This is a genomic window from Marinobacter sp. (assembly GCF_048269445.1).
Classification (GTDB): Bacteria; Pseudomonadota; Gammaproteobacteria; order Pseudomonadales; family Oleiphilaceae; genus Marinobacter.
On record NZ_JBLXIQ010000012.1, the window covers coordinates 1 to 18,101 of the forward strand.

Here is an 18,101-nt window from a genome sequence, read left to right on the forward strand (position 1 = left end):
CATGATCGGTTCCAGACGCCGAAGCCGTAGCACTATCAATGTGTGGCCAGGGTACGTAGACGCACTCTCGGCCCTGTTGATGCTGGTGATATTCATGCTGCTGGTTTACGTGGTGAGCCAGCTTTACCTTTCCCAGACGCTGTCTGACCGCAACTCCGAGCTGGCCCGTCTGAATCAGCGGCTGAGCGAAATTTCACAACTGCTGGGGCTGGAGCAAAGCAAAACCGAAGCATTGGAGCAGCAGATGCTGACGGTCCAGAGCAACTTCAGTGACAGCCAGGCCGAAAACGAAGCCCTGCAAGAACGGCTGGACGCTGCCCGCAACCGGCTGATGCAGCAAACCGCCGATGCCGAAGCCCGGGCTGAGCGGCTGGCCACCATGAATCAGGAACTGGATGACAAGGATGAGCTTTCTGTCAGCCAGCAAAACATGATTATGCGGTTATCCAATCAGATTGCATCGCTGCAGAACCAGCTACGCCAGATAACCGCTGCGCTGAAACTGCAAAAGGAAATGACCGCAGACAAGGAAGGCGAGCTGGAGAACGTCAGCCGACGCCTGAACACCCTTCTGGCTGAGCGCGTGAACGAACTGGAACAGTACCAGTCGGAATTTTTCTCCGGGCTGCGGAACATTCTGGCCGCCAATGAAAATATCCGCATTGTGGGCGACCGCTTCCTGCTGCCTTCCGAACTGCTGTTCGCTTCCGGCTCCGCCAGCCTCGGCGCTGAGGGCAAACGTGAGCTGGACAAGCTGGCCGGGGTATTGCTGGATGTGGTCAAAACCATCCCGGATGACCTCGACTGGATTCTGCGCATCGACGGTCACACCGACCTGATACCCATCAACACACCGCAGTTCCCTTCCAACTGGGAGCTTTCAACCGCCCGTGCCGTCGCAGTTGTGCGCTATCTGGCGGATCAGGGCGTGCCACAGAACCGCATGGTCGCCGCCGGCTTTGGTGAATTCTTCCCGGTTGCGGACGGCACCTCACCAGAAGCCTTGCAGAAAAACCGGCGCATCGAGATCAAGCTGACCGATCGCTAACCCGGGCCATGCTCCAGAAGGGCATTAACGGTGGTGGTATAGGGGGCTTCGATACCGAGTGCTTTGGAGCGACGAAGCACGGCCCCCGCGATACCATCCAGCTCAAGGGGGCGGCCTTTTTCCTTGTCAACCAGCATGGATGTCTTGATGGCATTAAAACTGCTGATCAACGCAAACATCTCGTCAACGTCCGCTTTGCCAAGTTCCACACCATCGGCTTTTGCGGCAGCGGCGGTCTCCGCCATCATGCCCTGCACAACCTGGCTGAACTGCGGGTGCCGGGTCAGGCTTTGGGTGTCGAGGCCGGTGAGGGCAGAAATGGGATTAACGCCATTGTTAATCACCAACTTGCGCCATAGCTCATAGCGAATATTATCCGATATCACCGACGGAATGCCCGCCTTCTCAAAAGCGGTCTGCAGGATTTCCAGAAGCGGGCGGCGGGCATCCTGTTCTTCCGGAACGGCTGGCCACTCGCCCATGATAATCTGCGCCACACCTTCCGCCTCAACAACGCCAGGCTCAACAATATGGCCACCGATACGCACAGCCAGGCCGCCAAGAACCCGGCTCTCACCAAGCCTCTTGGCAATCAGGGGTTCGTTATCCACCCCGTTTTGCAACGAAAGAACAGGCACGTCGCTTTGTGACAGCCAGGGGGCCAACTCATTCAGCACGGCTTGTGTTGCGTTGGATTTCAGCGCAATGGCAACAACATCGAAGTCGCCAGGCTGGTAGTTCTGTATCAACGCGGCATGGTCAACAGCGGGAACCCGGCACTCTATCCGACGGTTCTCGTAATGAACCAGCAAGCCGTTTTTCTTCAGTGCCGCCAGGTGCGCACCACGGGCCGTGAGAACAACCCTGTGGCCAGCCTCAGACAGCCGCGCTGCGTAGTATCCACCAACACCACCTGCGCCGATCATCAGTATGCTGAGCATAGACAACAGTCCTCTTTGCCCTGTTTCTTCAATCTTCCAGTTTTCGGTGGTTAAACGCCAGCATGGCCAGCATTCCGGTTTGCAGCACCACTAACAGGCCAAAAGCGGCCTGATAACCGGTTCTCTCATAGCTGGCCCCTGCGCCAACTTCCCAGAACCCGATAATAATTCCAATGCCCCACTGCAAGATAAAAGCAGAGAGAAACACCAGCAGGTTCAGTGCCGTGTTGGCGCGACCCGCAAGATGCTGGTCAAAATGCCGTGACAGTAAAGCAAACACAGCGCTTGAAACGGAGCCGAGAAACCCGAACAGCGCCATAAACAGCAGAATTCCCGGTACCTGCCTTCCCGAAGCCATTACCGCTACCGCCATCAGAAACAATGCCAACAGCACTGTAACAACCGGCACCGGGCGAATACCCAACCTGATAAGCCGCGCCAGAACAAAACCCAGGGTAAGAAAACCGACGCCCATCCCCGCCGCCATAACCATCAGGGCCGTCGCCACCTGCCCCGAGTCCATTCCCATGATATCCCGCAGCCAGGGTGCTGCCCATAAGGTTGCAATGGCTAGGGAGGAACCACTGAACACGGCCGCTACAGGGGCCAACTGCCAGAAAAAGCGATCCCGGAAAATCTGCTTCAGGCCGGCAAGCTGGGCGCGCAACCCGGTATCAGCCGGGGGCTCACTTTGCTCAGGTACCACGAAAAAGATCACTGCAGACAAGGCCAACGTCAGCGCCGCAAGCATGGCAAATAGCTGGCGCCAATCGCTGAATATGAGAAACCATTCCACGGGCTTTGTTGCAACCAGCGCCCCCAGTGCGCCAAAGGCCATAAGGCTGCCATTGAGAAGCGGCAACTGATCCGGGCGGAACCAGAGGGCGAAAGCCTTGAATGATGCCATCAGGCAGCAAGCCACACCTATGCCGATCAGCAGCCGGCCCAGAGTCAGCGCCAGGAGGCTGTCGGCACGGGAGAAAACCATCGCACCCAGAGCGGCAACCAGTAACAACAGGGATTCAACACGGCGGGGGCCAAAACGATCCAGCAGTACGCCCACAGGCAACTGGGAAAATGCAAAGGCAATAAAGTAGGTACTTGTCAGCAAACCAAGCTGGCTGGCTGACAAGTGCATATCGGCAACGAGCTCACCGGAGATAACCGCGTTGACGGTACGGTACACATAGGAGAGAAAATACCCCGCCGCAAACGGCAGAAAAATACTCAGGAATAGTCTGCGCGCCTGCGTCACGGGGATCACCTTTATGTCAATGTGCCCTCTTAAACAAACTTGCCGCTCAAGGTACCCAGGCCCTGGTAACGCACTGTAAAGGCATCACCTTTTTCAACCTGAACCGCTGCCGTAATGGCACCGATCATGATAAAACTGCCCGCGGGCAAGCTTTCACCACGGTCAGCCATCATATTAGCCAGCATGGCGACTGATGCTGCCGGGTGGCCAAGAACCGCCGCACCCGCGCCGGTTTGTACCACTTCTCCGTTGATTTCCATTACAACGCCGATGGTTTTCAAGTCTACATCAGCAATGTCAGCCATGCGGCCACCGGTTACGAAGCGGCTGGACGATGAGTTATCAGCGATCACGCTTTTGAGATCGAACTTGAAGTCCTTGTAACGGGAATCGATGACTTCAACCGCTGGCATAACAAAGTCGGTAGCGCGCAGCACATCACCAATATGCACGCCCGGGCCTTTCAGTTCCTCCTTGAGCACAAAGGCCAGTTCCGCCTCGATTTTAGGATGAATCAGCTCATCATGCTTGATTTCTCCACCCTCAGGCACACTGAAATAGTCCGCCAGAAAACCGTAGCAAGGCTGCTCAACCCCCATCTGGGCCATCTTGGCCCAGGAAGTCAGGCCCATTTTCATGCCGACAATCTTGTGGCCACGCTCTTCCTTGCGACGACGGGTTTCCCACTGGATGTCGAAGGCATCCTTGTAGGTCATTTGCGGATAGTCGTCAGTGATCTTGGTGATCTCATAGGCTTCGAGTTCGGCCTTCTCGCAATGGGCCGCCAGCTCTTCAATCTGCGCCTGGGTCAGTTTGTTCTCATACGCTTCAGTCATCAGATCAATCCCTTTTCTTTGGCCATGGTCAACGCCAGGTCTTCAATCATGTCTTCCTGCCCGCCCACGGTACCGCGGCGGCCCAGCTCTACCAGAATGTCACGGGCTGAAACGCCATACTTTTTCTCTGCCCGCTCTGCGAACAGCAGGAACGAGGAGTAAACGCCCGCATACCCCAAAGTCAGCGCGTTACGGTCCACACGGATCGGCTGGTCCATCATAGGGACCACCAGATCCTCGGCCACATCCATGATCTTGTACAGATCGACACCGGTTTCCACACCCATGCGGTCCAGCACGGCACAGAATACTTCCAGCGGGGTGTTACCCGCCCCCGCACCCAAACCGGCAACAGAACCGTCGATACGGGATGCGCCGGCTTCAATGGCAGCCAGCGAGTTGGCAATGCCCATGCCCAGATTATGGTGGCCGTGGAAACCGATTTCGACATTGGAAGGCAGTTCGGTGCGCAGCAAACCGATGTGCGCAGTGACATCATCCGGCAGCATGTAGCCGGCAGAATCGGTGGCGTAGATACAGTTGGCTCCGTAGCCCACCATCAGCTTGGCCTGCTCGAGAATCTTCTCGGGACTGACCATATGCGCCATCATCAGGAAGCCGACGGTGTCCATCTTCATTTCGGCGGCCATGCCAATATGCTGTTCCGACACATCCGCTTCGGTGCAGTGGGTAGCCACACGGATGGAAGAAACACCGCAGTCCCGGGCCATTTTGAGATGGTCAACGGTACCGATCCCCGGCAAAAGCAGCGCAGAAATTTTGGCGTTTTTCATCTTCGGCACAACGGCGCTGAGGTATTCCTTGTCGCTGTGGGCCGGGAAACCGTAGTTCAAAGAGCGACCGCCCAGACCGTCACCGTGGGTGACTTCGATCATCGGCATACCCGCCTCATCCATTGCTGTCGCGATGCTGACCGCCTCATCCAGACTGATCTGGTGTTGTTTGGCGTGCATGCCATCGCGCAGGCTCATATCGTGCAACGTGACTTTTTTACCTTGTAAATTCATTGTTCTCTCCCCCGCTTAGCCGCGTGCCGGCAATGTGATGGTGCCGTCAGCCGCTTCTTCGGCAAACATCTCGGCAGTACGCAGAGCGGCGGCCGTCATGATGTCCAGGTTGCCAGCGTACTTGGGCAGGAAATCGCCCAACCCTTCCACCTGCATGTAACAGGTGACCTTGTTGCCATCAAATACAGGGCCATTAACCAGGGTGTAACCCGGAACGTACTTCTGTACTTCCTTTACCATGGCGTGCACAGATTCGGTGATGGCTTCCTGGTCAGGCTCACTTTCAGTAAGACAGTGGATGGTGTCGCGCATCATCAGAGGCGGCTCGGCCGGGTTGATGATAATGATCGCCTTGCCTTCTTTGGCACCGCCTACTTTCTCCACCGCACCCGCTGTGGTGCGGGTGAACTCGTCGATGTTCTGGCGCGTGCCCGGGCCCACCGAGTGTGACGATACGGTGGCAACAATCTCACCATAAGCCACAGGCTGAACTCGGCTTACAGCGGCAATCATCGGGATTGTCGCCTGGCCACCGCAGGTCACCATGTTGACGTTCATTTCCAGGTTCTTGGCATGGTCTGTCAGGTTCACCGGCGGCACACAGAAGGGGCCAACGGCTGCTGGCGTCAGGTCTACCATGATTACGCCCAATTCGTTCAGCTTGCGGCTGTTCTCGGCATGGACGTAGGCAGAAGTTGCATCAAAGGCGACGCGAATATCATCTTCGAGAATATGTTCCAGAACACCGTCCACCCCGGTTGAGCAGGTTTTAATGCCCATTTCGGTAGCACGTTTGAGGCCTTCGGATTCCGGATCGATACCCACCATCCAGACGGGCTCAATCCACTCGGAACGCTGCATTTTCATGAGCAGGTCGGTGCCGATGTTGCCTGGGCCAATAATGACCGCTTTGAGTTTCTTGTTCATGTTTCGGATTCCTGTATCAACGGGAGCAATCAGATGAAGCGGACAGACGCACTGCCAATGCCACCTATGCTCACACTCATAAAATCACCAGCTTGCACCGGCTCCAGAGGCACCAACGAACCGGACAAAATCACTTCGCCAGCCTTCAGTGGAATACCAAACTGCCCCAGGGTGTTTGCCAGCCAGGTAACACAGGTAACCGGGCTTCCCAAAGCCGCCGCGCCCGCGCCGGTGCTGATAATTGATCCGTTCTTTTCCACCACCATGCCGCAGGTAGCCAGATCCACCTTGCGGGGATTCACCGCCCGATCCCCCAGCAGGAACACGCCGCAGGATGCGTTGTCGGCTACTGTGTCCTGAATTTTGATTTCCCAGTTTTCAATGCGGGAGTCCACTACCTCAAAACAGGGCAGCACGCAATCGGTTGCTGCCAGCACATCCGCTGCTGTCAGGCCCGGGCCCATCAGGTCTTTTTTCAGGATGAAGGCGATTTCACCTTCCGCCTTGGGCTGCATCAGGCGATCGGAAATCTGCACTTCCTCGCCCTGGCTGTATGCCATTTTGTCTGTGAGGTAACCAAAATCCGGCTGCCCCACCTTGAGCATGTTTTGCACCGCCTTTGAGGTCAGGCCGATCTTCTTGCCGATCACCTTTTCTCCGGACTCGATACGGCGCTCCAGAACCCGGAGAGAGATGTTGTAGGCATCGTCAATGCTGATATCACTGAAGCGCTCTGTCAGCGGGCGCACGGGGGTGCGGTTAACCATGGCCTCATAGAGCTCATCACCACAGGCCTGTATCTGTTGCTTGTCCATGTCCGCTCCTCAGAGTTTGATGCAGATGTTTTTGGTTTCGGAATAGAACTCGAGGCCGTGCACACCGCCCTCGCGACCCAGGCCGGACTGCTTGGCGCCACCAAACGAGGTGCGCAGATCCCGCAGGAACCAGGAGTTCACCCAGGCCAGGCCCACTTCCATCTGTTCAGCCACACGAATGGCGCGGGCCGAGTTTTCAGTCCAGGTTGCACAGGCCAGGCCGTAGTTGGTGTCATTCGCCAAGGCGATGGCTTCGTCCTCGGTATCAAACGGGCGGATGTGGCAGCAGGGCCCGAAAATCTCTTCGCGGATAACGCGCGCGTCTTCCGGCAAACCGGTCCAGATGGTCGGTTCAATCCAGGCGCCTTCGTTCAGCTCGGCCCCCATATCCGGGATGCCGCCACCGATTTCCACGGTTGCACCTTCTTCCCGCGCCAGGTCGTAATAGCTCTTCACTTTTGCCCGATGCTCGAGGCTGACCAGCGGTCCGAAGTTGGCTTCGGGGTCTTCCGGGCGACCCAGCTTCAGTTTGGCAACTTCTTCCTTCATACGGGCGAGGAAGCGGTCGAAAATCGGGCGCTCCACATACACCCTTTCCGTGCCCAGACAAACCTGGCCACAGTTGACAAATGCTGAGCGCATGGTGCCCTCTACTGCCTTTTCAAGGTCACAGTCGGCAAACACGATGCCCGCGTTCTTGCCACCGCACTCCATGGAAACATTGCGCAAGCCAACCGCCGCCGCTTTCATAATGACTTCACCGGTGCGGGTTTCGCCGGTGAAAGTAATTGCATCAACCAAGGGGTGAGTGGTCAGGAAAGCGCCAGCGGAGTCAGGGCCGAAACCGTGCACCACGTTAAACACTCCGGGCGGCACACCACACTCGTTCATAACCTCACCCAGAAGGGTTGCGGTAGCGGGTGTTTCTTCGGATGGTTTCACAACCACGGTGTTGCCGCAGGCCAGCGCCGGACCCACTTTAAAGGTCATCAAAAGCAAAGGCAGATTCCACGGGGAAACAACAGCGATAACACCCTTTGGAGTGCGGTGACCAACGTTCAGAGCACCCGTACCGTCCGGGGTGTCCATGCGAAAGCCCTCGGTGGGATGGCTCATGGAGTCCGCAAACTCCTTGAAGTTCGCCGCCCCACGGGGAATGTCGATGTGACTCGCCATGGAACGTGGCTTGCCGGTATCCAGGCACTCTGCATCCAGAAACTCGTCAAAACGCTCATTGATGCGATCGGCAATCCTGTACAGCATTTCAGATCGCTGCTTTTGCGTCATTTTGCCCCAGGGGCCTTTCAGGGCAGCCTTGGCGGCACGGACAGCGGTATCGACTTCTGCTTCACCTGCTTCATGGACTTTGCCAATGAGGCTATTGTCTACAGGGCTGCGATTTTCAAATAGCTTTCCGCTGGCAGAGGGCACGTACTCGCCATTGATAAAATGTTTGAACTCTTTCATGGCTCACCTTTTTCGTTAACTACACCTGCGCACTGCCGCAGCGTTCTGGTTTTTCGAATAACACAGGGGTTTGCATAGCTCGACCAGGTTCTCGAGCACTTCTCGATAGCTTGGTCCTTTTGCCTTAAAACACCTTGGTAAGGTGCAGTCGCAACAGAGCCCCTTCTGCCCCTGCTTCGTTGTTGTACTCCTGGTAGACCGCTGCGTTCAGACCTAACCCGTGGCCAGGCCAGAAATAGCCGGCTTCCGCACCAAGGGCATGCTTTTCCGCTTTATCGGCGGGACCACCGTCATTGCTCTCGAGCTGCCAGGCTTCATAGCCCACCAGACCCACATTCAGCCCGCTGTCCAGACGGTGGCTCAGGGCCCACTCGATCAGATAGCTGTCGCCGGGTGTAACACCGGTATCATCCTGTTCGGTCTTGATTTCGTACCGGGAAAGCGCTGAAAAGGTCCAGCGTTTGTCCGGGTCAAAATGCCAGGATCCACCCAGAGTCAGCATGGTGGTGCCATACCCTTTGCCGATGGATGCCGGTTCCGTTGGCTCGTAGCTTGCGGTATCAAACCAGTGGCCCGCGGCAAACACTGCGTCCCATTGTTTGCCATGCCACCCCAGTACAACCCGCCCCACAAAAATGTCACCCAGACCGCTGTCGCTGTCCTTTACGCCAATACCCTTGAAATCAAGCGAGGTGCGCTGCAAGGGCACAATCAGTTCTGCCCCGTAGCTGGCCCCCAGGAAAGTCTTATCGGTGATCCAGATAAAGCGGTTGGCCAACGCAGTTACTTCGCCCGTGTTCTTTCCGGGTGCCTTGTTGGCCTGGCCATCTCTCACATTGTCTATGTCGTAGTGCGCCAGATAGCCACGGTAATACATGCCTGGCGGCGGTACGGCGGGGCCACCTATGCCTTCCACACCGGGAACATAGTGCCCGTTGGCTGCCAGCACGGGGGACGAAAGAGGCGCTGCCGCCAGCAAACCGGCCAAAGTCATAACTTTTTTGTATCTCATCAAGCTGTCCTTTTTTGTAATTGTTGGAAATGTATCTTTCAGCGTCAGCGCCCGAGTTTTTTTGCAGACTGCCCAGCGATACCGAAGTGCTGCTTGGGCATTTCGGTGATCATCACCCGGATGCGTTCCATAGGGGCGTCCAGTGAGCGGGCCATGGCTTCGCTCACTTCCCGGATCAGTGTTTCTTTTTGCTCATCACTACGGCCTTCAATGATATAAAGCTGTGCAATTGGCATAACCTCTCCTTATTCGATGGAATTGGGTACGCGGGCCCAGCCCTTTTCAGGGGCCGGTAACTGTGTCACCGGCGCTCCTGATAAAGGTGTCGCTTCGTATACCCGGTTAATCAGGTCAATACCGACAGGAACCGCTCGTTCAGCGCACGGTCGTGGTAGAAAATGGCCTTGCCCAGTTCCTCGGCATCCCAGGTGACCGGCTCGTGGTCCGGGTAGTGGTAATCGCCGCCGGCGAACACTTCGTTGCGGTTGCCAGAAGGGTCAAAGAAATAAATCGTCTGCCCGTGGGTAAGGCCGTGACGGGTTGGGCCGATATCGATGGAGGTGTCGGTCATGGACAACAGGTCCGCAGCCTTGAGCACATCCTGCCAGGTTTCCAGGAAGAAGGAGGCGTGGTGGAATTTGGCCGGCTCTTCGTGGTGAATAAAGGCGACATCATGTGCCTTCATGCTGGCAGTCAGGAACTGCGCAACCCGCTTGCCGTCAGGAGCTATTACTTGCTCAGCCAGATCAAAACCGAGCACATCACGGAACAAATTCAGAGTTTCATCCAGGTTAGGACCGTAGAGCAGGCAATGGTCGAAACGCGTTGCCTTCATACCTTCAAGTCCGCGCGGCCAGGCTTCCGGGTTGTGATTGCCCACACCCCATTTACCGGTCTGCTTCTTCGTAGCGAAGATTTCAAAGGCGTGTCCGGTGGGGGCGATAAAACGCACCCGGCGCCCGCAGTCCTTAAGTTCACCCTCGGGAACGTCTTCGATCTCACAGCCAAACGCGGCGAGTTCGCCACGCAATTGATCCACCACCTCTTCGCTGAGGCACTTGAAAGCCATAAAGTCCATACCAGGCTCATCTGCCTCACGAAGCACGACGGAGAACTTGTCCACCTCGGTCCAAGCCTTTAAATACACGCGACCTTGATCATCACGGTCCATTTCGATCAGGCCCAAAAGGTCGCTGTAGTGTTTGACGGCTTCATCCATATCGAGAACACGGATCTGGACGTGACCGGGACGCATTACACCCTTTTTCATAATCATTACCTCATTGCTTTTGTTGTTGTGTGCTCATTCGTGTGTCTGGCTGCAGGTTGCTGCGGCCGGCATTCAATAATCAGATCGGTCAATGGATAGATGCGACAGGCCAGCACCTGATCCTGTGCAAGCGCTTCCGGGGGCACGTGCATCCGGCTCATCTTTCCACAGGAATACTGGCCACTGAGCACGGTAACCTTGCAGAAGCCACAACCACCGCCCCTGCAGCCAACCGGCACGCATTTCAGCCCCTGTTGCTCCATAGCCTTGAGAACGCTCTGGCCAGACTTGCAACGAAACGACTGACCACTGCACTGTTCGGTGACTTGCAAGAACTCGCCCATGGGCCGGCCCCCATCAGATTTTTTTAAACAGGGCAGAGCGCTGTCCATCTTCCGCTCCGTCAGCCGCCGTCAGGAATTTCTCCATGAAAATATCCCGTTCAAACAGTCGCCCTCGCATCAGTGCGGTGAGGGCCGCATCAATCATTGGTGGCGGCCCACAGAGGTAGGCTTTTCGGCCCGAAAAGCGTTCGTCAAAATGCGCTTTCGCGGCATCGTGCACGTACCCCTTGAACCCTTGCCAGCTGACGTCCTCCTCGGCCTGACTCAAGGCGGGGACATAGGTAAAGTTTTCATGGTCACGTGCCAGACCTTCAAAAAGCTCTCGGTTATAGAGTTCTTCCAGATTGCGGGCGCCTTGAAAGAGCACGATCTGCCGGTCATCGTCCTGCGCCAGCAGGTCCAGAATCATGCTTTGGGGGCTGGAAAGCCCGGAACCACCGGCAATGAAAATGAGATCACCCGGCTGGGAGCTGCGCACAAAGAACTGCCCGTATGGCCCTGACAGGTTCAGTCTGTCACCTTCTTTTAACTGCTGGTGAATGAAGGATGTGGCCGCGCCCCCTTCGACCAGCCGGATATGCAGTTCCACTTCATCTGCACGGCTAGGAGGATTCGCCAGCGAGAAGGCCCGGGAGCCTTCCACGTCAGGCAAATCAATATTGATGTACTGGCCAGCCTGAAAGGCCATTCCTCGGTCAAGCTTTAAGTGCACGCCCTTGATGGTTGGCGACAGGTCAACAATTTGGGTGACCGTGGCTTGATAATCCTCAACCGGATACCCCTCAAAGTCTTCATCTACATCAATGTCCGCTTCAATGGTCACGTCACTTTCAAGCGTGGCGCAGCAAGCCAGCACCTTGCCCTCTTCTCGCTCACTGTCCATCAACGCAAATGAAGAGGCTTCTCCCAGATCCACATCACCGTCGACCACCTGAACCTTGCAGGTTCCACAGGTTCCGTGGCCACAAGCAAAGGGCAACCACACACCACTACGAAGCGCGGCCTGAAGGATGGTCTGGCCATCTTCAACTTCAATCTGTTCGCCAATCGGCTCAATGGTTACGGTATGGCTCATAACTCAACCCTCAGGATGCGGAACCCCGGATGCCTTCCAGGCCCGGAGTGGTTACGGTCAGCATGCTTTTATGGTCAATACCGCTGTCGATCAGCGTGGAGGCCGGGTCTGGGGTGAAGGCTTCACCGTTAAGCAGCCACTGGGCATTCAGAAAGTCAGCTTTTTCGGAATCCGGGTGCCCGGCAGCCGCAGGCTTGAGCAGCTCGTCTACAAACGCACCAAAGGTCATGTCCGGCGCAACCAGCAACGCAAAAGGTGCGCAGAACATCAGATGCTTGGGCCAGTAGACATAAAGCAGCTGCATGCCGTTGAAGTTCTCGACACGGTCTTTGGGTTCTGCGTGATATTCGGATATAGCGTTAACACTCATGGTGTTCTCCTTCTTGTTTTGGTGGCCCGCCCGGGCTGACAGCGAGGGCGGGCAAATCTGGTCAGGCTGCGGTCTTTTTCTCGCTATTCGACTGCAATGGCTTCAGGCCCTTGATATCCAGCCAACGCCGGTGATCCGGCGAGCCGTGATATTCCATGTTGTCGACGCCAAGATTGATGTGGTAATACTTCTCAACCACTGTCGCGACGTCCGCACCACCGCAGTTACCCTGATAAATCTGATGTACTGGCAGCCAAGCCTGTATGTACTTCTCTGGCTCGTTCTTGAAGATGTCGCAGCAACCGTCGGAGCAGAAATGGTAGCGCTCACCTTCGTGCTTGATCTGGCGATGACTGAACACTGACGGATCGTCTTTTTCGGTAAAGATCACCGGTATCTGGCACACCTGACAGAGCTGGGGAAGCGTATTGTTGTAGAAACGACGTCCCTCTTTCTGCTCTTTGTCCCAGTGTTCAAAACGAGCGCGATAGTACTTGTCGAAAGTCTCCGGATACTTCTCAGAGAGCCAGGTCATCTCTTCTTCTTCAGGCATCCAGGTGTGGAAGTTGGTGGCCTGACTATACTGGTAGAAAGTGCCCCAGGCCTGATGGCTGACGTGGTTCTTGGCAGCATTCGCAACATCCTGATACTTGGGAGGACGAATGCCGTAGCGCTCCAGATCCTTGAACAGGGCTCCACCATTCTGCTCGTAGTAAACTTCCCAGGCTTCCGCCCAGGACATCACCTTGTTGGGCAACATGTAGTCCATCATCATTCCCACCAGACTCAGTAGGCGGAAGCCACGCCAGAACCACTTGTCGATCCAGCGCTGGATGATCGGTACGTTGTCCTCGTGCTGCTCAAGTATGAACTTGATCACCTCAAGGCCGAGGGTCATGTGACGTGCTTCATCCGACTGGGCAGAGAACCCGAAAGTGACCGTAGCCATATCACCGTTATAGGCGGCACCCGACATAAAGGGCACAAACAGCAGGTTGGTCAGAACGTATTCAAACGAGAACGAAATGGCTGTCAGAAACTCGAAAGGGCCCGCAGATCGTGCGTCATCGAAGAAAGATTTGGGAACCGAAAGGAACCAGATCCTGTCATGCTGGTGTGCCGCATCGTGCAAGCCATTGAAATGTTTGTTGTAATGGCTCATTGCGTGTTGCTGGGTCTGGGAGTGGCGCAACTCGTCAATGGCCTGCAGTTGGCAAGCGACTCTGGCACCGGCCCCACTAAACTGGCGACCAACCCGCGCATACCCCTGAAATGCCGCGTATTCGAGTGGCGAAACGCCCGAAAGGAACAGCTTCAGCGCGTTAACGTAACGGGCGTCAGTAATGTTCTGATGGCCGTTGTTCTGAGCAAACGCATCAAAAATTGCGTACAGCTTCTTTTCTTTCTCGGCCTGGTACTTCCAGTAGGCATCCATGGTCAGGCGAAACGGGTCTTCCCATTGCGACCAATCGGTAATCTTGATGCCCTCAAACTGCTCATCCGGATAGATGTCTTCTTTTTTCTGGTACGTGGGCTCCCAGGCCATATCACGGGTAAGGTACTGGTACTTGTCTTTCAGGTTCAGCTTCTTGTTTTTAATAGCCATCTTGGATCTCCCAATCAGTTCCACTGAAGAATGAAGTGGTCGTCGTCTTCGTCGACATTGCCGCCAATACTGATCACATCAATCAGCATTTCCTGAACATCCCATTCGCGACCGAGTGTCTCTTCCATGGTTGCGCGGTTAATAACCAGACGTTTTTCCGCCTCAATCCGGATCATGGCCGGTTGGTGCTGTACCTCAGCCTCCGGGTTGTCCTGCATTACCGCTTCAACCAAATAGCGGGCGTTGTCGTTGTCCTGAAATGCGATAAATACTTTCTGGCTCATGCCTGAACTCCTGTACTTTCAAGACCAACTTTCTTAAGCCGGACAGAAAGCTCTGCGCGGATTTCGTCCAGGGCATCGAGACCGGTCGTAGCCTGAGCAATCGGTTTCAAGGCCTCATAAGCGCGAGGCTCCCACTGGGTCACCCATATCTGGAGCTGTTCACGGTTACCCTCGCTCTCGCCAACAACGGTCTTGGTCATTGCGTTGGTCCAACGCAGAGATTCCTTGAACCAGTCGCGTTGGAACTCGGTGAGCAGAGACACATCCTCGGCACCCTGCTCGCCCAACCAAGCGTCCATCCTGTCGTAGATCAACGGATACATAAGGCCATCCAGAAGAACGTTCTGCACAAGCGTGAGCTCGAACCAGTCATCGATCACCAGCATGTCTTCCACCAGTTTGCGCATGGGCTGCCAGAGTTCGTCGTCCATCCAGAAGGTTTTGGATTCATCCAGCGCCTTGCCTGTGCTGCCATCGAGCAGCAGAGCAATACGGGACAGGTACTGGCCAATCCCCAGTCGGTCGGTTGCAGCAAACATGTGCATCTGGGCAACGGTAGTCGCGATAGCATCGCCCGCGATTTTGCTGTTGTTCATATTCGCGCCCAGCTCAACATGGCGCAGGGGCACTAACAGTCGTAGGAGCTGGTGCTGGGTTTCCTCAGGCAGGCGGGTCAGCAGGTTTCGCTTGTCGCAGAAGCCAAAGTTGCTTTCTGCAGCTTCCTGCATCTTGGCCCGGTTGCCGACATAGGCGCCGTAGAAAAACTGGCGCGGATCGGTTACGGCATACCAGTCATCCATTTGCATGGCAGTACGGTTGGGGTCGTTCAAAGTGCGCTTCGGATCCCACAGCGGCCGGTAGTGAAAATTGGTTTTGGCTTCGATATCAAAACTGGCTTCCTGATAGCGGGTTGCCGGCTTGTCACCAAACCTGCGAGCTATCGCGGAGTAGGTATTGCGAATGGGTTCCACAGAGGTGGTTTTTATTTCAATAGTCATAACTGCCCTACCATCATTGTTGTTGTGAGGTGGATGTTGGCGCTGGTGGTTAGCTGCTTTCTAGCGGTGGCCGTTCTCTCCGAAACGCCACTTGACCATGTCTTCATCAATCTGGCGGATCATCGCGGAATCCATGTGCACTACGTTGTTGTGCTCACAGAAAGTCTTGAAGGCGCCTCGGGGCAGCACCAGCTCGACAAACAGTTCGGGGTAGCCGATTGCAAAATCGAACTCCACAAACTTGTCCTCTGGTGCGCTGCGAACCCGGATGTAGCGGGTGTACTCGTTGAAGGTCTTTACTCGGTGTTCCATTGCTGACCCCGTTATCGTTGTTGTTTGTTAAATAGGTTTGAGCAACGGCTGTGCCACAATTTTCTTAGGGCTGCCAAAAGCAATACCAACAAACTGTTTTTATTGATTTTTTAGAGGAATCGGAGTTGTTTAAGCATCAGAAAATAGTTTTTAAAATTTGAGGTTGATCAGGAAAATTTGATCATTTGATAAAAAACAAAAAATTAAGTGAGCAATTGATGAATCGCTCTAGATCATCTAGTACTTTCCGATTGTTTTTTATCATTTGATTGATTTTCGACATCAATCTGTGGATACATGACTGTCGCAGATTCCGAGCGTTCGCCTTCACCCCACACAAAAACAAAAGGGGACCCGAGCATGGCTGTCAGTTATAAGCCGAAACTGAAAAACATTAAATTTCAAGACCTTACTGACCAAATTCGATTCCTGAGCTCCGAAGGAAAAATCTGGCTTGGTGAGCAGCGCATGCTGTTGATGGCTGTGAGCGCCATGGGCGCATTCCGGCGCGAAATGGTTAACAGCATGGGCATTGCAAGAGCAAAGGGCTTTTTTCTGCGCCTTGGCTACCAGTCCGGCCTGAAGGATGCAGAGCTGGCACGTAAGCTTCGCCCGCACTGCGACGAGATGGACATTTTTCTTGCTGGCCCGCAACTCCATGCCCTGAAGGGTATGGTCAACGTTACCCCTATTCAGGTGGACATCGATCAGGAAACTGGCGACTTCTATGCGGAAATGGAGTGGATTGATTCTTTTGAAGTGGAAATTTGCCAGACCGAATTGGGGCAAATGGATGAGCCAGCTTGCTGGGCTTTGCTGGGCTATGCATGCGCCTATACATCCTCGTTCATGGGGCGTGAAATCATTTTCCGTGAAACCAGTTGCCGCGGCTGCGGGGATGAAAAATGCATTATTGTAGGAAAGCCTGCTGAACAGTGGGACGACGCCGAAGAGTTTGCCCGTTACTTCAAAGCAGACCCCATCATAGAAGAACTTTACGATCTGCAATCTCAGGTCAGCTCGTTGCGCAGCAGCCTCGAAAAGCAACAGGGGCAGTACTATGGCATTGGCCAGTCGGCGTCCTACAACAAAGTCTGCAAAATGATTGATAAAGCAGCGTTGGGAAAAGTTTCGGTGTTGCTGCTTGGTGAAACCGGTGTTGGTAAAGAAGTGATCGCACGCAGTGTTCACTTGCGCAGTGAAAGGGCTGACAGGCCGTTTGTTGCCGTCAATTGTGCCGCCATACCACCGGACCTTATTGAATCCGAACTTTTTGGCGTTGAAAAAGGCGCCTTTACCGGTGCTAACCAATCCCGCCCGGGCCGATTTGAACGGGCTGATAAAGGCACGATTTTTCTGGATGAAGTGGTCGAACTGACACCCCGAGCGCAGGCTTCGCTACTACGAGTGCTTCAAGAGGGAGAGCTAGAGCGCGTTGGCGATAACCGCACACGATCGGTCAATGTGCGCATCATAACTGCAACAAACGAAAGCCTTGCTGAGGCGGTTGAAGCGGGTAAATTCCGGGCAGACCTCTACTATCGCCTGAATGTTTTTCCCGTGCAGATTCCACCTTTGCGCGAACGCCTTGAAGACCTCCCGCTTCTAACCGAGCACTTTCTACGGAAGTTCGAAGCAGAGTATAACAAACACACCCTCGGCCTGTCGGACAAGGCGCTGGAGCTTTGCCTTCGCTATCGCTGGCCCGGCAATATCCGGGAATTGGAAAACGTGATCGAGCGCGGCGTGATACTCACTGACAATAACGAGTCCATCAGCCAGGACGCGCTTTTTGCGGTCTTCCGAAACAGCGAATTCCAGCAGGCTTCGCCTCAACCCTCGGAATTTATCGATGACGCGGGTCAGGTAGTCTCCGGCGATTTGCATCAAGAAGGGTCCGCGCACTGGGCGGAGAGCATCATCAACAACAATATCAGTCTGGATGAGGTGGAAGAAACTCTTATGCGGCGGGCGATGAGTCAGGCAAGCCAGAACGTGTCCGAGGCCGCACGCTTGCTTGGGCTCACCCGGCCAGCACTGGCTTATCGGCTCAAAAAAGCCGGAATACCGCAGAAAAATTAAGCGTACCAATGACTCAGAAGCGCTGACTTGCACAATCAACACGCCGGTTCCTTTGCCAACCCTCGGAAATCAGGCAGGCAAGTCACTGGTTTCAGTTTGCGTTACAATGTAGAACTCCAACACATTTTTTGCAGCATCTGCCCACATGATCCGACACTTCCTGCTCAGTATACTGCTCCTTTTGTCCGCCTCTGTGCTGGCTGCAGGCACACAACAATCAGCATCTCCCCGCAACGTTGGCTTCTATTACGGCAACGAAGCGCCGATAGGCAGCCTATACGCTTACGACTGGCTAGTGTTGCAAGCAGACCAAACCTCGAATGCCCGCCTCGACCTATTGAACCAAGGCCAAACCCGCCCGATCGTATATCTGAGCGCAGGAGAAATGGCCCGGTCACACCAAGCAGCCAAAAGCCTACAGAGCGACTGGG

At 55.0% G+C, this 18,101-nt stretch carries 20 protein-coding genes; 3 read left to right on the plus strand and 17 right to left on the minus strand.

The window, feature by feature from the left end; all coding sequences use genetic code 11:
- Window position 1 precedes the first annotated feature (1 nt).
- Window positions 2-1,048 carry a peptidoglycan -binding protein gene (locus tag ACN0XM_RS18760; RefSeq protein WP_417568465.1) on the plus strand — a complete coding sequence of 349 codons (1,047 nt, stop codon included), beginning with the start codon at window positions 2-4 and terminating at the stop codon, window positions 1,046-1,048.
- Here ACN0XM_RS18760 and ACN0XM_RS18765 read toward each other — a convergent pair.
- The 17 genes from ACN0XM_RS18765 to ACN0XM_RS18845 all read right to left on the minus strand — a co-directional run bounded on the left by ACN0XM_RS18765 (window position 1,045) and on the right by ACN0XM_RS18845 (window position 15,588).
- Window positions 1,045-1,989 (minus strand): ketopantoate reductase family protein, encoded by a 945-nt coding sequence (locus tag ACN0XM_RS18765; RefSeq protein WP_417568466.1) that lies wholly within the window; start codon window positions 1,987-1,989, stop codon window positions 1,045-1,047. The genes ACN0XM_RS18760 and ACN0XM_RS18765 overlap by 4 nt on opposite strands.
- A gap of 28 nt (window positions 1,990-2,017) precedes the next feature.
- Window positions 2,018-3,244, minus strand: a complete 1,227-nt coding sequence (locus ACN0XM_RS18770; protein WP_417568467.1) for an MFS transporter — start codon at window positions 3,242-3,244, stop codon at window positions 2,018-2,020.
- A gap of 29 nt (window positions 3,245-3,273) precedes the next feature.
- The gene (dmpH, locus tag ACN0XM_RS18775) at window positions 3,274-4,080 is read right to left on the minus strand and encodes a 2-oxo-3-hexenedioate decarboxylase (RefSeq protein ID WP_417568468.1); all 807 of its coding nucleotides are present in this window, start codon (window positions 4,078-4,080) and stop codon (window positions 3,274-3,276) included.
- Complete coding sequence (gene dmpG, locus ACN0XM_RS18780) at window positions 4,080-5,108, minus strand: 4-hydroxy-2-oxovalerate aldolase (protein WP_417568469.1); 1,029 nt, start codon at window positions 5,106-5,108, stop codon at window positions 4,080-4,082. Before dmpG ends, dmpH begins: the two co-directional genes overlap by 1 nt.
- 15 nt (window positions 5,109-5,123) lie before the next feature.
- A complete protein-coding gene (locus tag ACN0XM_RS18785) occupies window positions 5,124-6,035 on the minus strand; it encodes an acetaldehyde dehydrogenase (acetylating) (protein WP_417568470.1) in 912 nt (303 codons plus the stop codon).
- Window positions 6,036-6,064: 29 nt separating this feature from the next.
- A complete protein-coding gene (dmpE, locus tag ACN0XM_RS18790; protein ID WP_417568471.1) occupies window positions 6,065-6,850 on the minus strand; it encodes a 2-oxopent-4-enoate hydratase in 786 nt (261 codons plus the stop codon).
- Between the two features lie 9 nt (window positions 6,851-6,859).
- Window positions 6,860-8,317: a 2-hydroxymuconic semialdehyde dehydrogenase gene (locus ACN0XM_RS18795; protein WP_417568472.1), complete on the minus strand. Its 1,458-nt coding sequence runs from the start codon at window positions 8,315-8,317 to the stop codon at window positions 6,860-6,862.
- Between the two features lie 124 nt (window positions 8,318-8,441).
- Window positions 8,442-9,329, minus strand: coding sequence for a SphA family protein (locus ACN0XM_RS18800; protein WP_417568473.1), 888 nt, complete (start codon window positions 9,327-9,329; stop codon window positions 8,442-8,444).
- 44 nt (window positions 9,330-9,373) lie between these two features.
- Window positions 9,374-9,565 carry a 2-hydroxymuconate tautomerase gene (locus ACN0XM_RS18805; protein ID WP_100639049.1) on the minus strand — a complete coding sequence of 64 codons (192 nt, stop codon included), beginning with the start codon at window positions 9,563-9,565 and terminating at the stop codon, window positions 9,374-9,376.
- Window positions 9,566-9,675: 110 nt separating this feature from the next.
- Window positions 9,676-10,599 carry a catechol 2,3-dioxygenase gene (locus tag ACN0XM_RS18810; RefSeq protein ID WP_417568474.1) on the minus strand — a complete coding sequence of 308 codons (924 nt, stop codon included), beginning with the start codon at window positions 10,597-10,599 and terminating at the stop codon, window positions 9,676-9,678.
- 5 nt (window positions 10,600-10,604) lie between these two features.
- A complete protein-coding gene (locus tag ACN0XM_RS18815; RefSeq protein ID WP_200363231.1) occupies window positions 10,605-10,943 on the minus strand; it encodes a 2Fe-2S iron-sulfur cluster binding domain-containing protein in 339 nt (112 codons plus the stop codon).
- Window positions 10,944-10,956: 13 nt separating this feature from the next.
- Window positions 10,957-12,018: an NADH:ubiquinone reductase (Na(+)-transporting) subunit F gene (locus ACN0XM_RS18820; RefSeq protein ID WP_200363233.1), complete on the minus strand. Its 1,062-nt coding sequence runs from the start codon at window positions 12,016-12,018 to the stop codon at window positions 10,957-10,959.
- Window positions 12,019-12,028: 10 nt separating this feature from the next.
- On the minus strand, window positions 12,029-12,388 hold the full coding sequence (locus tag ACN0XM_RS18825) for a phenol hydroxylase subunit P4 (RefSeq protein WP_200363235.1): 360 nt from the start codon (window positions 12,386-12,388) through the stop codon (window positions 12,029-12,031).
- Window positions 12,389-12,449: 61 nt separating this feature from the next.
- Window positions 12,450-13,994 carry an aromatic/alkene/methane monooxygenase hydroxylase/oxygenase subunit alpha gene (locus tag ACN0XM_RS18830; protein WP_417568475.1) on the minus strand — a complete coding sequence of 515 codons (1,545 nt, stop codon included), beginning with the start codon at window positions 13,992-13,994 and terminating at the stop codon, window positions 12,450-12,452.
- A gap of 14 nt (window positions 13,995-14,008) precedes the next feature.
- Window positions 14,009-14,278 (minus strand): MmoB/DmpM family protein, encoded by a 270-nt coding sequence (locus ACN0XM_RS18835; RefSeq protein WP_200363239.1) that lies wholly within the window; start codon window positions 14,276-14,278, stop codon window positions 14,009-14,011.
- Window positions 14,275-15,276 carry an aromatic/alkene monooxygenase hydroxylase subunit beta gene (locus tag ACN0XM_RS18840; RefSeq protein WP_417568476.1) on the minus strand — a complete coding sequence of 334 codons (1,002 nt, stop codon included), beginning with the start codon at window positions 15,274-15,276 and terminating at the stop codon, window positions 14,275-14,277. Before ACN0XM_RS18840 ends, ACN0XM_RS18835 begins: the two co-directional genes overlap by 4 nt.
- Before the next feature lie 60 nt (window positions 15,277-15,336).
- Entirely contained in the window at window positions 15,337-15,588 is a 252-nt protein-coding gene (locus ACN0XM_RS18845) for a phenol hydroxylase subunit (protein WP_200363243.1), read from the minus strand.
- 360 nt (window positions 15,589-15,948) lie between these two features.
- On the opposite strand from ACN0XM_RS18845, the gene ACN0XM_RS18850 reads away from it, so the two are divergent.
- On the plus strand, window positions 15,949-17,670 hold the full coding sequence (locus ACN0XM_RS18850) for a sigma 54-interacting transcriptional regulator (RefSeq protein ID WP_417568477.1): 1,722 nt from the start codon (window positions 15,949-15,951) through the stop codon (window positions 17,668-17,670).
- Window positions 17,671-17,815: 145 nt separating this feature from the next.
- Window positions 17,816-18,101, plus strand: a 286-nt coding sequence (locus tag ACN0XM_RS18855; RefSeq protein ID WP_417568478.1) for a hypothetical protein, incomplete at its 3' end; no start/stop codon positions are given.

Excerpts from the sequence above, each read along its gene's own strand:
- ACN0XM_RS18840 (WP_417568476.1), bottom strand. The coding sequence starts at position 15,276 with ATGACTATTGAAATAAAAACCACCTCTGTGGAACCCATTCGCAATACC.
- ACN0XM_RS18760 (WP_417568465.1), top strand. The coding sequence starts at position 2 with ATGATCGGTTCCAGACGCCGAAGCCGTAGCACTATCAATGTGTGGCCA.
- dmpH (WP_417568468.1), bottom strand. The coding sequence starts at position 4,080 with ATGACTGAAGCGTATGAGAACAAACTGACCCAGGCGCAGATTGAAGAG.
- ACN0XM_RS18785 (WP_417568470.1), bottom strand. The coding sequence starts at position 6,035 with ATGAACAAGAAACTCAAAGCGGTCATTATTGGCCCAGGCAACATCGGC.
- ACN0XM_RS18810 (WP_417568474.1), bottom strand. The coding sequence starts at position 10,599 with ATGAAAAAGGGTGTAATGCGTCCCGGTCACGTCCAGATCCGTGTTCTC.
- ACN0XM_RS18825 (WP_200363235.1), bottom strand. The coding sequence starts at position 12,388 with ATGAGTGTTAACGCTATATCCGAATATCACGCAGAACCCAAAGACCGT.
- ACN0XM_RS18765 (WP_417568466.1), bottom strand. The coding sequence starts at position 1,989 with ATGCTCAGCATACTGATGATCGGCGCAGGTGGTGTTGGTGGATACTAC.
- ACN0XM_RS18850 (WP_417568477.1), top strand. The coding sequence starts at position 15,949 with ATGGCTGTCAGTTATAAGCCGAAACTGAAAAACATTAAATTTCAAGAC.
- ACN0XM_RS18795 (WP_417568472.1), bottom strand. The coding sequence starts at position 8,317 with ATGAAAGAGTTCAAACATTTTATCAATGGCGAGTACGTGCCCTCTGCC.
- dmpG (WP_417568469.1), bottom strand. The coding sequence starts at position 5,108 with ATGAATTTACAAGGTAAAAAAGTCACGTTGCACGATATGAGCCTGCGC.
- ACN0XM_RS18820 (WP_200363233.1), bottom strand. The coding sequence starts at position 12,018 with ATGAGCCATACCGTAACCATTGAGCCGATTGGCGAACAGATTGAAGTT.
- ACN0XM_RS18815 (WP_200363231.1), bottom strand. The coding sequence starts at position 10,943 with ATGGGCGAGTTCTTGCAAGTCACCGAACAGTGCAGTGGTCAGTCGTTT.
- dmpE (WP_417568471.1), bottom strand. The coding sequence starts at position 6,850 with ATGGACAAGCAACAGATACAGGCCTGTGGTGATGAGCTCTATGAGGCC.
- ACN0XM_RS18845 (WP_200363243.1), bottom strand. The coding sequence starts at position 15,588 with ATGGAACACCGAGTAAAGACCTTCAACGAGTACACCCGCTACATCCGG.
- ACN0XM_RS18830 (WP_417568475.1), bottom strand. The coding sequence starts at position 13,994 with ATGGCTATTAAAAACAAGAAGCTGAACCTGAAAGACAAGTACCAGTAC.
- ACN0XM_RS18835 (WP_200363239.1), bottom strand. The coding sequence starts at position 14,278 with ATGAGCCAGAAAGTATTTATCGCATTTCAGGACAACGACAACGCCCGC.
- ACN0XM_RS18800 (WP_417568473.1), bottom strand. The coding sequence starts at position 9,329 with ATGAGATACAAAAAAGTTATGACTTTGGCCGGTTTGCTGGCGGCAGCG.
- ACN0XM_RS18805 (WP_100639049.1), bottom strand. The coding sequence starts at position 9,565 with ATGCCAATTGCACAGCTTTATATCATTGAAGGCCGTAGTGATGAGCAA.